Annotated in this window: 13 protein-coding genes and 1 pseudogene; 6 read left to right on the top strand and 8 right to left on the bottom strand. The window is 37.7% G+C overall.

Annotation, left to right across the window (positions count from 1 at the left end):
- Positions 1–47: 47 nt before the first annotated feature.
- Positions 48–358: pseudogene (locus tag ESP02_RS11740) on the bottom strand (hypothetical protein).
- Positions 359–537: 179 nt separating this feature from the next.
- On the opposite strand from ESP02_RS11740, the gene ESP02_RS11745 reads away from it, so the two are divergent.
- From ESP02_RS11745 to ESP02_RS11755, 3 genes are read left to right on the top strand one after another with little or no spacing between them, the layout of a single operon-like run.
- Positions 538–2,013 (top strand): UbiD family decarboxylase, encoded by a 1,476-nt coding sequence (locus ESP02_RS11745; protein WP_002373293.1) that lies wholly within the window; start codon positions 538–540, stop codon positions 2,011–2,013.
- Positions 2,014–2,059: 46 nt separating this feature from the next.
- On the top strand, positions 2,060–2,644 hold the full coding sequence (locus ESP02_RS11750) for a UbiX family flavin prenyltransferase (protein WP_002373294.1): 585 nt from the start codon (positions 2,060–2,062) through the stop codon (positions 2,642–2,644).
- Between the two features lies 1 nt (position 2,645).
- Positions 2,646–3,065 carry a hypothetical protein gene (locus tag ESP02_RS11755; protein ID WP_025478406.1) on the top strand — a complete coding sequence of 140 codons (420 nt, stop codon included), beginning with the start codon at positions 2,646–2,648 and terminating at the stop codon, positions 3,063–3,065.
- A gap of 228 nt (positions 3,066–3,293) precedes the next feature.
- On the opposite strand, the gene ESP02_RS11760 is transcribed toward ESP02_RS11755, so the two are convergent.
- The 3 genes from ESP02_RS11760 to ESP02_RS11775 form a co-directional block, all read right to left on the bottom strand.
- On the bottom strand, positions 3,294–3,578 hold the full coding sequence (locus ESP02_RS11760; protein ID WP_002373296.1) for a DUF1905 domain-containing protein: 285 nt from the start codon (positions 3,576–3,578) through the stop codon (positions 3,294–3,296).
- Between the two features lie 107 nt (positions 3,579–3,685).
- Complete coding sequence (locus ESP02_RS11770; protein WP_002373297.1) at positions 3,686–4,396, bottom strand: DUF4811 domain-containing protein; 711 nt, start codon at positions 4,394–4,396, stop codon at positions 3,686–3,688.
- Positions 4,393–5,865: an MDR family MFS transporter gene (locus ESP02_RS11775; RefSeq protein WP_010731905.1), complete on the bottom strand. Its 1,473-nt coding sequence runs from the start codon at positions 5,863–5,865 to the stop codon at positions 4,393–4,395. Before ESP02_RS11775 ends, ESP02_RS11770 begins: the two co-directional genes overlap by 4 nt.
- 137 nt (positions 5,866–6,002) lie before the next feature.
- Between ESP02_RS11775 and ESP02_RS11780 the strand changes: the two genes are divergently transcribed.
- The gene (locus ESP02_RS11780) at positions 6,003–6,476 is read left to right on the top strand and encodes a MerR family transcriptional regulator (protein ID WP_010731904.1); all 474 of its coding nucleotides are present in this window, start codon (positions 6,003–6,005) and stop codon (positions 6,474–6,476) included.
- Positions 6,477–6,632: 156 nt separating this feature from the next.
- Here ESP02_RS11780 and ESP02_RS11785 read toward each other — a convergent pair whose 3' ends face one another.
- Positions 6,633–7,187: a PadR family transcriptional regulator gene (locus ESP02_RS11785; protein WP_002373300.1), complete on the bottom strand. Its 555-nt coding sequence runs from the start codon at positions 7,185–7,187 to the stop codon at positions 6,633–6,635.
- A gap of 104 nt (positions 7,188–7,291) precedes the next feature.
- On the opposite strand from ESP02_RS11785, the gene ESP02_RS11790 reads away from it, so the two are divergent.
- A complete protein-coding gene (locus ESP02_RS11790) occupies positions 7,292–7,876 on the top strand; it encodes a phenolic acid decarboxylase (RefSeq protein WP_038398421.1) in 585 nt (194 codons plus the stop codon).
- A 226-nt stretch (positions 7,877–8,102) separates the two neighbouring features.
- On the opposite strand, the gene ESP02_RS11795 is transcribed toward ESP02_RS11790, so the two are convergent.
- Positions 8,103–8,546 carry a GNAT family N-acetyltransferase gene (locus ESP02_RS11795; protein ID WP_002373302.1) on the bottom strand — a complete coding sequence of 148 codons (444 nt, stop codon included), beginning with the start codon at positions 8,544–8,546 and terminating at the stop codon, positions 8,103–8,105.
- 15 nt (positions 8,547–8,561) lie between these two features.
- The gene (locus ESP02_RS11800) at positions 8,562–9,722 is read right to left on the bottom strand and encodes a class C sortase (protein WP_025478407.1); all 1,161 of its coding nucleotides are present in this window, start codon (positions 9,720–9,722) and stop codon (positions 8,562–8,564) included.
- Positions 9,723–10,022: 300 nt separating this feature from the next.
- Between ESP02_RS11800 and ESP02_RS11805 the strand changes: the two genes are divergently transcribed.
- Positions 10,023–11,723, top strand: coding sequence for a hypothetical protein (locus ESP02_RS11805; protein WP_080283891.1), 1,701 nt, complete (start codon positions 10,023–10,025; stop codon positions 11,721–11,723).
- A gap of 101 nt (positions 11,724–11,824) precedes the next feature.
- Here ESP02_RS11805 and ESP02_RS11810 read toward each other — a convergent pair whose 3' ends face one another.
- A complete protein-coding gene (locus tag ESP02_RS11810) occupies positions 11,825–12,655 on the bottom strand; it encodes an endonuclease/exonuclease/phosphatase family protein (RefSeq protein ID WP_002373308.1) in 831 nt (276 codons plus the stop codon).
- Between the last annotated feature and the right edge of the window lie 79 nt (positions 12,656–12,734).

The raw sequence follows: 12,734 nt of genomic DNA on the forward strand, positions 1-12,734 counted from the left end.
TCCTTATTTCTTGAAGCTGACCACTTCTGTCACAACCTCTTGCCTATTTATAATTCTGGAATATGATTTTCCCCTCGAGCCACAGCTCTTGCGGTGTATATTTGTCTTTTCCATTTATGAATACTGTTCCATCTGCTTCAATCGTTACTTCAGTCCCAATCCACATATTAGTAGACAGAGCGAGAAGATTTTTTCTTTTTCCTCTTCCTTTTTTTCCAAATTGCAAGGCATCGGTTATCTCTTCTGTCCAATGAGATTTCACGTATTTTACTTCCCCGTTTTCAAATGTAACTTTCAAAATATTCGCTATATTTTCTACTTTTACTGCTTTAGGAAACGACTCCTCCATTTTTTTCACTTTCCTTCCATTAGCATTTAGTATGCGCTTTCTTATTGTTGTAAGTATATCATAGTTTATTCTATTATCAAAAAACGTATTCATTCCATTAAGGAATATTTTATCAAACAAGTTGAATTGTTTTCCTCCTTTGCACCTTTTACTATAGATAGGTAAAGACAACTAAGGAGGAATTTCTCATGACAGATCAACCGTATGATTTAAGAAAAGTCATCGAAGAACTAAAAACACTTCCAGGTCAATATCACGAAACAGATATTGAAATCGATCCTGAAGCAGAATTATCTGGTGTTTACCGTTATATCGGTGCTGGCGGTACAGTAAAACGTCCGACTCAAGAAGGACCAGCTATGACTTTCAACAATATCAAAGGTTTCCCCGGCACACGTGTGAACATCGGGACAATGGCTAGTCGTAAACGTGTAGGCGAAATTTTGCACCATGATTATCGAACACTTGGCCGTTTCTTGAAAGACGCTGTAGAAAATCCAATCAAACCTGTGAAAGTAGACAAAGCAGACGCTCCAGCACAAGAAGTCGTTCATCTATCTACCGATGCAGACTTCGATATTCGCAACATTTTGCCTGCACCTAAAAACACTCCTGAAGATGCAGGTCCATACATCACAATGGGTGTAGTCTTAGGATCAGATCCAGAAAAAACAATGAGCGATGTAACGATCCATCGTATGGTCCTAGAAGACAAAGATACGATCGGCATGTACATCATGCCTGGTGGGCGCCACATTGGTCACTTCCAAAAACAATTTGAAGCATTGAATAAACCAATGCCTATCACTATCAATATTGGTTTAGATCCAGCAATTGCCATTGGTACGACTTTCGAACCACCTACCACTCCACTTGGCTACAACGAACTATGGTGTGCAGGAGCTTTGCGTAACGAACCTATTCAAATCGTTGATGGTGTAGCAGTCGATGAAGTGGGTATTGCTCGTGCTGAATTCATTATTGAAGCAGAAATCATGCCAAATGAAACAATGCAAGAAGATATCAACACGAACTCGGGGAAAGCAATGCCAGAATTTCCTGGCTATACTGGGGATGCTAATCCAGCTGTGCAAGTAGTGAAAGTCAAAGCAGTTACTCACCGAAAAGACAATCCAATCATGCAAACAACGATTGGTCCAAGTGAAGAACACGTATCTATGGCCGGTATTCCTACAGAAGCAAGTATTCTTGCCTTGGTTGATAAAGCTATTCCAGGAAAAGTAGTAAATGTCTACAATCCTCCTGCAGGTGGCGGTAAATTGATGACCATCATGCAGATCCGTAAAGAAAACGAAGCGGATGAAGGTATTCAACGCCAAGCAGCTATTCTTGCTTTATCAGCCTTCAAAGAATTGAAGACAGTCATTTTAGTCGATGAAGATGTTGATATTTTCGACATGAACGATGTAGTTTGGACTTTCAACACTCGTTTCCAAGGAGATAAAGACGTCATTGTGATCCCAGGAATGAGAAACCATCCATTGGACCCATCAGAATTACCAGAATATAATCCTGGCTCTATTCGTTTCCGTGGGATGAGTGCAAAAACTATCTTTGACGGTACAGTTCCTTTCGATATGAAAGAACATTTTGTACGTGCAAAATTCCAAGAAGTAGAAGATTGGGAAAAATATTTGAAATAATGAACGATCTGCAACTGTTTTGACATCATAAAAAGGAGTGCGGAAAATGGAACAATTGGCACAACGGAAGAAAAAAATCGTGATTGGTGTAAGTGGCGCTTCAGGCACCATTTATGCCATCAACCTAGTGAAGAAACTAAAAGAATATCCGATGGTAGAAACACACGGAATCATCAGTCCATGGGCAAAACAGAACTTAAAGCTGGAATCTGACTTATCACTAACTGAATTCGAAAGCCTGTTTGATTACCATTATTCAAACAAAGATTTAGGTGCTGCTGTCGCCAGCGGATCATTTTTGACCGATGGAATGATCATCGTACCGGCAAGTATGAAAACAGTCGCAGGTATCTCTGTTGGTTTAGGCGACAACCTGATTGCACGTGCTGCTGATGTAACAATGAAGGAGCAGCGAAAGTTAGTCATTGTTCCTCGTGAAACGCCATTAAATGCCATTCACTTGGAAAACTTGACTAAATTAGCACGACTAGGTGTGCAAATCATACCACCGATCCCCGCTTTTTATAATCAGCCTCAAACGATCCAAGATCTTGTTGATCACCATACAATGAAACTTTTGGATCAATTTGGGATTGTAAATGAGCATTCAAAACGTTGGCAAGGTGATTAATATGGAAAAAGAAACGATAGTTGAAGTAACAAAACTAGGTTTCACGATCCAAGCTGCTGTTAAAGTAATTGGTAAAGACTTATTGATTACTTTAACAGGCGGAGATACACCACATATCGGAACAGTCACTACATTTTCACGTAATACAGAGATCCAAACTGTACGTTTCCCTAGCCACGATGGTCGGTTCCATAAAGACGATGTCTTAGCCGAAAAAATAGCTGTGATCATCAAAAATGCCGTTCCGGGAAGCTGTACGATCACTTCTGGTATCCATGTTGACCATATCTCCAATGCACAAATCAACGCCTCTTTTCCGATGTCAGAAGAGTTAGGTTACAAGATTTTAGATTGGTTAGAAAAAACAGATTTCCATATCAAAGAACCAGTTTATTATAAAGATGGTGAAAAACCATTATGAAAGAAGAGGTTGTGAAATCAGCGTTATGAGCGAATACCGAGGGTCAGCTGATTGAACACCGTTTATCAAGAGGTTGTGACAAAGCCGCTTCGTTTCGAGTAGTAAGAAAAATTTTGTAAACATGGGTTTCCACATTTTTGCATAAATTTGACTTACTACCGAGAAACTGGCTTTTGAACACCGTTTATCAAGAGGTTGTGACACATCTTTTGTCATAACCTCTTGTTTTTATTTTTGCTTCACTGTAACTGCTACGATATCACCAATATCTTTACCAATGTTTTTACGAATATCTTTTCGTAGTCCAAGGATATAGCAGACCGAACCATCTAAATTTTTCACGCCCATATTCACGATACTGCCTTCGTACGGCACATTGTCAAAAGTTGCTTTGACTTTCACTCTTCCAGCACCGAATTCTTCTCTTATATCATATGGAAAAACAATATACGCGCCACCCTTACCGACTTCGGAAGCATAGATTTTTGATTCAAAAGAATAAGTTTTCCTCATTTTATTTCTCCTGTTTTTTACATCTAGTATAGCATAGCAAAAAAAGAAGGAACTGTGACAAAAGTCTTGTCGCAGTTCCTTTTTCCGAATAAACGGTGTTCAAAATATTATTCACCTTTTGCTTCTTTCACTAATTTCGCGAATGCTTGTTGTTGGAATTCAGCAGCTAAGGCTTTCGTACGTTGTTCTTGCTCTGCTTTGCTCATTTGCGGATTTTCAGTCATTGCTTTTACCATACCGTCTTGCACATAAGCTTTTGCTTCACTTTCCATCGTACTTTGCTCTTTCTTCACTAATTCAGCTAACTTGGCTGCTTGGTCCGTACTTAATTCTACCCATGTCTCTGGGATTTTGAATGTATTCACTCGGCTGTCATATTCGTGATTGTTATCAGCAATATTGAACCAGAATTTATACATATCGTTTTTGTATTCCCAATAAGTAGTTTTCGTCACTTTTTCAGCATCGCCGTCTGTCTTTTCTACTTTATTTGTTTCGTTATCCGTACCAGTTGCTTTTGGTTTCTCTTGTTTTTCACTCGTTCGGTAAAGATACACTTTTTCTTTTCCATTCCCTAAAGCTTTATACAAAAGCATATCTGCTCCTTGGGAATCAGCACTGGAAACAATTTTTTCTGTTTTCGTTTCCGTTACTTTTTCCATTCCAAAGTGATTGGACAAATTAGCGACGATCAAACTTAGTGAAGCGACGAAGATTAGTCCGAAAATCAAAGATAAAAAGGTTTGCCATGTTTTTTTAGCGAACACGTTCGTTAAAGCAAAAGCAAGCAAGCTGACAATCAAAACTCCAATAATCATGCATTATCCCCCGCTTTCGTTAGAACAGGTTCTTTTTTCTTCAATAAAAAGGCAATAATAAAGCCAAGGATCCCAAAGATGATCGCTACGATAAACGCGGCATGGTAACCTGACAGTGTGGCATTGATTGCCTGATCTTTATAAGCTAATGGCGTATTGTCCAATACAGATTTGCTTGGGATATTTGCTTTTGTCACATTCGTCAACACACTGATCAAAATAGCTGTACCGATCGAGCTTGCAATTTGACGGAATGTATTATTTACCGCTGTCCCATGACTGATCAAGTTATTTGGCAATGCATTCATACCAGAAGTGGTTACCGGCATCATGACCATGGAAATCCCAAACATACGGATCGCATAAAGGATCACGATATATAAAACTGGAGTCGTTTTTGTCAAGAAAGCAAATGGTGCAGTTGCGGCTGTTAAAATGAACATCCCTGTAATGGCTAAACGTTTCGCGCCGTATTTATCGAAAATCGCACCCGTAATAGGCATCATAGCCCCCATGATCAAAGCACCTGGCAACAACATCAAGCCAGAATGGAATGCTGATTCTCCGCGAATGTTTTGGATATACAACGGCACGACCATTTCTGCTCCTACCATCGCCATATTCGTTACACCGGCTAAAACAGCTGCAATCGTAAATGTAGATGATTTGAATACACGGAGCTCCAAGAATGGATGTTCCAAATGTAATTGACGCCATGAGAACAAGGCGATGAAAATCACACCAACGACTAAGAAACCAATTACTTTCAAGCTTCCCCAGCCATCATCACCTACACTAGAAAATCCGTAAAGCAAACTACCGAATCCAATCGTTGACAAAATAGCTGATAAAATATCAATGCTAGGATTTGACAATGGAATAACACTTTTCATTAGGAAGAATGCTAAAACCAAGACAAGAACAACGATTGGCAGTACCATACCAAACAAGTCACGCCAATGATAGTTATCAATGATGTAACCAGATAATGTAGGACCTAAAGCAGGAGCAAGGCCAATAACGATTCCTGACATCCCCATTGCTGATCCTCTTTTTTCTGGTGGGAAAATAGACAACATGATATTTTGCAATAATGGCATCGATACTCCCACACCGCAAGCTTGGATCAAGCGACCGATTAGTAATGTACTAAAATTAGGTGCTGTAAAACAAGTAATCGTTCCGATCAAAAAGATCGTCATGGCAGAAAGATATAAATTTCTTGAACTGAATTTATTGATCAGCCATGCTGTTATTGGGATCATGATCCCGTTGACTAGCAAGAAACCAGTCGTTAACCATTGCACATCAGACGCTGAAATATCGAAAGCTTTCATCAATGTAGGAAAAGCTGTCGTCAATAAGGTCTGATTCAAAACGGTACAAAATGTACCAATTAATAAGACAACAACTAAAAGTGTCCGATTATATGGTTTTCCGTAAATATCTACGGGTTGGTTGTTACTCATATTTCTCCTTCTTTCTGAATTTTTTCTGAAACTACTAGAATACTTTAGTCCTAAATCTACCATTTGTCAACCTACTTGACACATTGGTTAATACAGCTATAATTAAGGAAAGTAAGAGGACAAAAGGAGTGACAAAAATGGTTGGTGCTTCCCTTAAACGTTTGTTGGAAAACGATCAATTGGTTGTTGGCATCAGTGAATTAAGTGATATCGTCGGTGTGTCTCCACGTCAATTAAGGTATTGGGAACAAAAGGGATTCATTCGTTCGATCGAAGCTGATGCGAATTGTCCTAGAAAATATCGTTTGCCTACAGTTATAAAAGTAGAACTGATCAAAAAATACTTAGATGACGGATTTACCTTATCTAAAGCTGCAGAAAAGGCAGAAATCCGACAAAAAAAAATGCATCATGTCCGCAAAGTTTTTTCAAAAGCAATCAAAGATATCGAATTGATCGACGAACGCTATACGATTTTACAAATTGGTAACTTCAAAGAAGAGAATGCTAAGATGTACATCATTCATGACAACGAGACAGACGAATTGTCTTACAAACTCCTTCCTGTCGATGAAAAAGCTGACTACGATCAGCTGTTAAAAGAATTCTAAGCCCCGCTAATCTCCTAAACATCAGACTTTTTAAAAAGTAGATGATACATATAACACTTAGAAAAAGCCTGTTTGAACATAAGAATATCCGAACGGTGATCTGTATTTCTTTCACATAGAAAGGAAGCATCCATCACTGTTCGGATATTTTTTAGTTTATTTTTTTCGGTTGTTTTCTTCTTCCAATACATCTGTCAGCCAACTTGCATATTCTGTTTCCCGATTGATCGCATGCGCTAAAATCAAGTAATGTCCGTAATTTTCATGTTTTTCTTTTTCTGTAGGAAAGATTGTTTTTTTCCGCTCTAATAGATGAAGTCGTTTTTCTTCATGAAGATCACGCTGCTGCTGGATGATTTCTACTAATGCCGGATCATTCACGTCTTTGACGAAATACAATTTTAAAACGAATTCGTCTCGATTAGCCGGCAGTTCATTGGTCGGTGTATGAATCCACTCTGCTAATTGTTCCTTCCCTTCTTCTGTTAATTCATAAACTTTTTTTTCCAATTTTTCGCCTGTGATCTCTACTTGATGCTGAATGATTCCTTGCTCTTCCATTTTTGCCAGCTCAGGATAAATCTGACTATGTTTTGCTTGCCAAAATTCTCCTATTTCATTTTTGAATGATTGATTCAATTCATATCCTGTCATCTGCTTCTTACTCAATAACCCTAATAAAATATAGCGAAGTGTATTTTTTCTTGCCATCAGTTTTTCCTCCTTGACAAATCTTTAAATCCATTCTATCATAAATGAGTAATCAAAAACATGTAGTTTATTACATGTTTTAATTTATAAGGAGATGCTTAATCATGAAAGAATTTAAAGAATTGGAAGATTTTATTGGAACTCACTTTATTTATACGTATGACAACGGTTGGGAATATGAATGGTATGCAAAAAATGACCATACTGTCGATTACCGTATCCACGGCGGAATGGTCAAAGGTCGTTGGGTAAAAGACCAAGAAGCTGATATCGTTAAATTGACAGATGGCGTATTCAAAATTACTTGGACAGAACCAACAGGGACAGACGTTGCATTAGACTTTATGCCAAATGAAAAGAAACTTCACGGAATGATCTTTTTCCCTAAATGGGTTGAAGAACATCCAGAAATCACTGTTACTTTCCAAAATGAACATATCGCAGAAATGGAAGCAGCTCGTGAAAAATATGAAACTTATCCAAAATTACTTGTTCCTGAAATGGAAGCAGCTCGTGAAAAATATGAAACTTATCCAAAATTACTTGTTCCTGAATTTGCTACGATCACTTATATGGGTGATGCAGGTATAGACAATGAAGATGTTATTAGTGAAGCACCATACGATGGAATGCCTGATGATATCCGTAGCGGAAAATACTTCGATGAAAATTATAAACGAGTAAAATAAGGTTGTGAAAACTGCGTTATGCTTTGAGTAATAAGAACGCTAGTCAGAAAATAGCTTTTCATATTTTCTAGGCTAGTGGGCTTATTACCGCAGATGCAAGCTTTTGAACACCGTTTATCAAAGGTCGTAACATCTGCATCTTCACACAGTTAAAATAGTGACTTCAAAATGAAATAATGCTCCCAGCAAAAATTAGGCTGGGAGCATTATTTCGTTATTCTGTTCATCAAAAATCATTAGTTTGATTCCATTGCATCACAAGTTCCTCCTCATTTACTGCTTCATCTTTTTGCAGTATTTGAATGGTAAAGCCTTGTGAAAGATAGAAATGAATAGCTGATTGATTTTTTTGATAGACTGTCAAAGTCAGTGTTTTATTGGTTTCTTTTATTTTTTTCATTAGTTGCGTACCGATTTTTTGTTGCCGGTATTCCCTCTTTACAAAAATCCCTGCGATGAACTGATCGATCACCCCAGCAAAACCGATGATTTCCTGATCTATTTCTGCTAAATAAATCACTGCCTCTGGCAAAGCTTTCTTAACAGATTCTATTTGACTCTCCCAATAAGTTGGTGAGATGAATCCATGAGAATCCAAATTAGCATGCAGCCAAATCGATAGAACAGTTTCCAGTTCTTCAGCAGACAATTCTGTTGTTGTACGAATCATTTTTTCTCTCCTTACTTAGTCATTGAGTTTAAACCAAAAACCATTTTTTTGAAGTTCTTTCACTAGTTTTCGCCCCTCAAAAAAGTACATCTTTTCTTGTTTTAATTTTCTGATACCAAAAGAAGCAGCGACTTTAGGATCATCAACTGATACGATTCGATAAGTCCCACCAGGTAATTGATCCAGCTTGACTTTCCCATAATGATCGCTTTGCACTGAAAACGGCACACCGTTTCTAGTAAGTGTTTTTTTCTTATGTTTCAAAATAAATGAGCCACCATTTACTGGATTTCCTGCTGAATCACTTATAATAAATGAAAAATCAAGCACTTTTTTACTTAACCGATACTGATAAATCAGTCGACCAATAAACAGTAACAGTATGACTACAGCTATTATCGTTCCTGCAAGAATAAGCAACTGTCGCAAAGTTCTTTCCTGATTTCCTTTTTCTTCTTCTTTTTTTACCGATTCACTATAAGGAATCCGATGTCCCGTCACTAGCAAACGATGCGTGTTGATCATATACGGTGTACATGTAAGCAAGGTAACTAAGTCTTTTCCTTCTTCAATCGTTAGAACAGACGTGTCATCTGGCAGTACCACTTGTATATTTTCAACTTGATAAGCCAATTTCTCCCCCAAAACAGTCAAAATAAACGTATCTCCGTGTTCTAAGCGATCTAACTCGGTAAATAATCGTCGATTGGGTAACCCGCTGTGAGCAGAAATCACTGAATGCGTCGAATTTCCACCAAGTGGGAAAGAAGTTCCTTGTAAGACGCCTGCTCCATTCTCAAGAATCATGCCATTAAGCCGGTCATAAAGTGAAATATTTATTTGGATTTTAGGTATATTGACACTTCCGATCAGCCATTCCTCTAATTGGCTGGATGTCGTGCTTTCATTTCTGTTCTGTTCATCGAAAGGATCAGCCCCAGGATTGAATCCTTGGTCAGTTAATCGTTGGTTTTGCTCCTCCATTTTCTTTCGCTGTGCTTCATTTTCGGCTGCGGTTCGTTTTTGTACTTGTTCCATTCGTTTTTGATCCATAAGACTATTTAAAGAATCCACATAAAATGGATACAAAGCGATTAGTAACCCTACGACGATACATATCAATAAAAATAAACGAAACAAAAGCCGACGAGACTGTTTTTGCTTTCTCTGCTTCACATGTGTCCTCCCTTGCAAGTTTTTTTGTTCTTTCTTTTATTATATGGGTTCAGGAAAAAAATAGAAAATGAAAGCCGATGAGGTTGTGAAAACTGCGTTATGCTTTGAGTAATAAGAGCGCTAGTCAGAAAATAGCTTTTCATATTTTCTAGGCTAATGAGCTTATTACTCAAAACAAGGGAGGCGACATGGCTTTGTCACATCCTCTCTCCTTAGAAATTTCACTTATGTTTTTATTGTAAAATTCATAAATATTTTCATAAATTTTCTAATTTCTTGCCTCCCTACCGCATAGGATATATGATGAATTTATCTAAAGTTTGCAAAGGAGTTCGACAATTGAAAAAATATGGCCCGTTTTTAGCAATTTTTTTCATTGCTTTGGCATTTCTCATGCCTCATTTATTCACACATAAACTAATTTTGGGTGCTGATGCCCCCTTCCATTACAATCGGTTCTACGATGCTGCGCAACAAATCAAACATGGGGATTTCCATTATTTTCCTTCACTTTATGGATTCCAGCAAAGCGGTAGGATCGTTAATGCCGTTTACGGCCCATTTTTTGCTTATTTACAAGGATTGATCGTGTTGCTTGCAGGTAGTTGGTTTCACTATCAGATTCTTTCAAATTTTATTCTTTATCTTATTTCAGGATTTTCTATGCTGATTTTACTGAGATATGTCAATGTTCGGAACTGGGTAAGTGTACCAGTAGCCGTTTTATTCATGAGTACGTATTCTATTCAATATTGGTCTATCAATCAAGGATTCACTAGTTGGGGAACTTGTTTCTACCCTTTATGCATGATCCCTATTGCTGATTTCGTCCTTCATAAAAAGTTTCCTGTGATCAAAGTTGCGATATCAGTTGGACTTATGACGCAGATTCATCTACTGTCTTCGATCATGTTAGCTTTGATGTATATTCCTTTTTATCTTTATTACTTTTTTAAACAGACTGAAAAAGGAAAAGCACTGCTTCAACTGATCAAGTCGGTCTTGCTTTATTTTGTTCTGACAGCAAATATTTGGGCAGGACTGGCTATTGTTTACAGCGGGAATAAGATTCTTCCTCCCTTTGTTAACAGAGAAATGAGTCAAAAGGCGATCGACCTAGATGGCAGTTATTGGCTTCATTACCCTAAAGCCTTTCCGATATTGATATTATCAGGTTTTTTGCTTTTTATTTTCTTTCAACAAAAGAACACCTTGTTCCAAAAAATCGTGTTGTACACAAGTCTTGTTTTCTTTTTTCTTTCTACTAGCTTGATTCCATGGACGACATTGATCGAAAAAAATGTGCCTTTTATTAGCTTAATTCAGTTTCCATTTCGATTTTTCGTTCCATTTACGCTATTGCTTCTGCTTTACCTTGCCCTTTCACTAAATCAATGGTCTGAGCAAAAGTGGTTCCGTCTTTTAGGTATATTGGGTATTCTTATTTTTTCTGCACAGACGATCCAAAACTTATACCAGCATCTAGAAAAGTGGGAGAATGAAACATTTGTCAGTCGACATACTTATCTCTTCGATACACCGGAAGAAGCAAGGAAAACATTCTTCAGTAAAGATATGTCTACCAGCTTATTCGTTTTTCAAAAAACTACCCCTGACTATCTCCCAATCTATAAGGAGACAAAAGACAACAAATATGACCGATATAACGAAGAAATATTAGAAAACGAAACAACTTTCATAAAAACACATCCAGGTGGTCTTTTGACAATCAAGTGGAAAAATACTGGGGACAAAACGGTTCATATCCCTGTTATCGTTTATGATCGGACTGTACTACAGCAAAATGGAAAAACATTGACTGATTATGAATTAACGGATATCGGGACCCCAATTGTGAATCAGCAAAAAGGGATCAACGAGCTCACGCTTCATTATCGAACGCCGGTCTATTTCTATTTCATTCTTTCTCTTACTTTGATTGGTTGGTTTACCTTGCTGTGCTTATTTATTTATCATAGATACAAGCATCTACATGCTTAGTCAAAACGGATGATACATCCAATCAAAAAAACTCTCCGAACGGTAGGATCGATCGGAGAGTTTTATTTTGTTTAGTTTTTTTGTGTCATATTTTTGTTCGTTCATCGTCCATCTATTTCGATTTCAACCCCATAGTGATCACTGATGATTGGACTATCGATCCCGTCAAAAATCCGTTGATATTTTTTTACTTGTACTCCTTCAGGGACAAAAATGAAATCTATACGCAATTTTTCTGTATTTTGTTCCCAACCATCAATCTTCTTTTCCACAGTAGCAGCCTTGCCTTTTTCATTCGCGATAACATACGAATCTCGAAGAAGAAGACCACTTTCCTTTACTATATGATAACCTTCAGAATTTGCTGGATTATTGAAATCACCTAGGAAAAAAAGTGGTGTGCGAGTTTCAAAAAAGTAGTTTTCCAAGTTTTTCCACTCAAAATAAAAGCCGCTTTTTTTATCTGTCCACCAAGAAAAGTGGCAGCTAGAGACAAAAATATCTTGATCATCCATTTTTGTTTTTCCAATCAAGATCTTGCGCGTCCGGTAATCTTCTTTCTTTTGAGATTCGGAGACGGTGAGGACCTGACTTTCCAATGGTCTTTTCGCAAGCAACGCATTTCCTTCTTCATATTTATCATAACCGATGTGGCTCATTTCCCAACTCCAAAAATACTCTTTTCCTTGTTCTTTTAAAAGCTGGACTAAACAGTAGGCAAAATTATCTTTGCGGATAGGAACTTGATTCTCTACTGGACAGAACTTCATTAGTTTTGCAGGGTCTGCTTCTTCAGATTCCAGTAATTGGTTGATTTCTTGTAAAGCGATCACTTCATAATCTTCTAACAGGATCTTCTCTGCTAATTCCTGTAATTTTTTCTCTGGTTCTGGCTCAAGCCAGCTATGGGTGTTCAATGTCATGAATTTCATGGTTCTTCTCCTTCTCTTCATTTCGAAACAAAAGGGGTTGTGACAAAATTTTGTCACAACCTCCCCAGTAAACAGTGTT

It is taken from the genome of Enterococcus sp. NBRC 3427, from assembly GCF_007996925.1.
In the GTDB taxonomy this organism is placed as follows: Bacteria; Bacillota; Bacilli; order Lactobacillales; family Enterococcaceae; genus Enterococcus_B; species Enterococcus_B lactis.

Coding starts and splice junctions, on each gene's coding strand:
- ESP02_RS11745 (WP_002373293.1), top strand. CDS start 538: ATGACAGATCAACCGTATGATTTAAGAAAAGTCATCGAAGAACTAAAA.
- ESP02_RS11750 (WP_002373294.1), top strand. CDS start 2,060: ATGGAACAATTGGCACAACGGAAGAAAAAAATCGTGATTGGTGTAAGT.
- ESP02_RS11755 (WP_025478406.1), top strand. CDS start 2,646: ATGGAAAAAGAAACGATAGTTGAAGTAACAAAACTAGGTTTCACGATC.
- ESP02_RS11760 (WP_002373296.1), bottom strand. CDS start 3,578: ATGAGGAAAACTTATTCTTTTGAATCAAAAATCTATGCTTCCGAAGTC.
- ESP02_RS11770 (WP_002373297.1), bottom strand. CDS start 4,396: ATGATTATTGGAGTTTTGATTGTCAGCTTGCTTGCTTTTGCTTTAACG.
- ESP02_RS11775 (WP_010731905.1), bottom strand. CDS start 5,865: ATGAGTAACAACCAACCCGTAGATATTTACGGAAAACCATATAATCGG.
- ESP02_RS11780 (WP_010731904.1), top strand. CDS start 6,003: ATGGTTGGTGCTTCCCTTAAACGTTTGTTGGAAAACGATCAATTGGTT.
- ESP02_RS11785 (WP_002373300.1), bottom strand. CDS start 7,187: ATGGCAAGAAAAAATACACTTCGCTATATTTTATTAGGGTTATTGAGT.
- ESP02_RS11790 (WP_038398421.1), top strand. CDS start 7,292: ATGAAAGAATTTAAAGAATTGGAAGATTTTATTGGAACTCACTTTATT.
- ESP02_RS11795 (WP_002373302.1), bottom strand. CDS start 8,546: ATGATTCGTACAACAACAGAATTGTCTGCTGAAGAACTGGAAACTGTT.
- ESP02_RS11805 (WP_080283891.1), top strand. CDS start 10,023: ATGATGAATTTATCTAAAGTTTGCAAAGGAGTTCGACAATTGAAAAAA.
- ESP02_RS11810 (WP_002373308.1), bottom strand. CDS start 12,655: ATGAAATTCATGACATTGAACACCCATAGCTGGCTTGAGCCAGAACCA.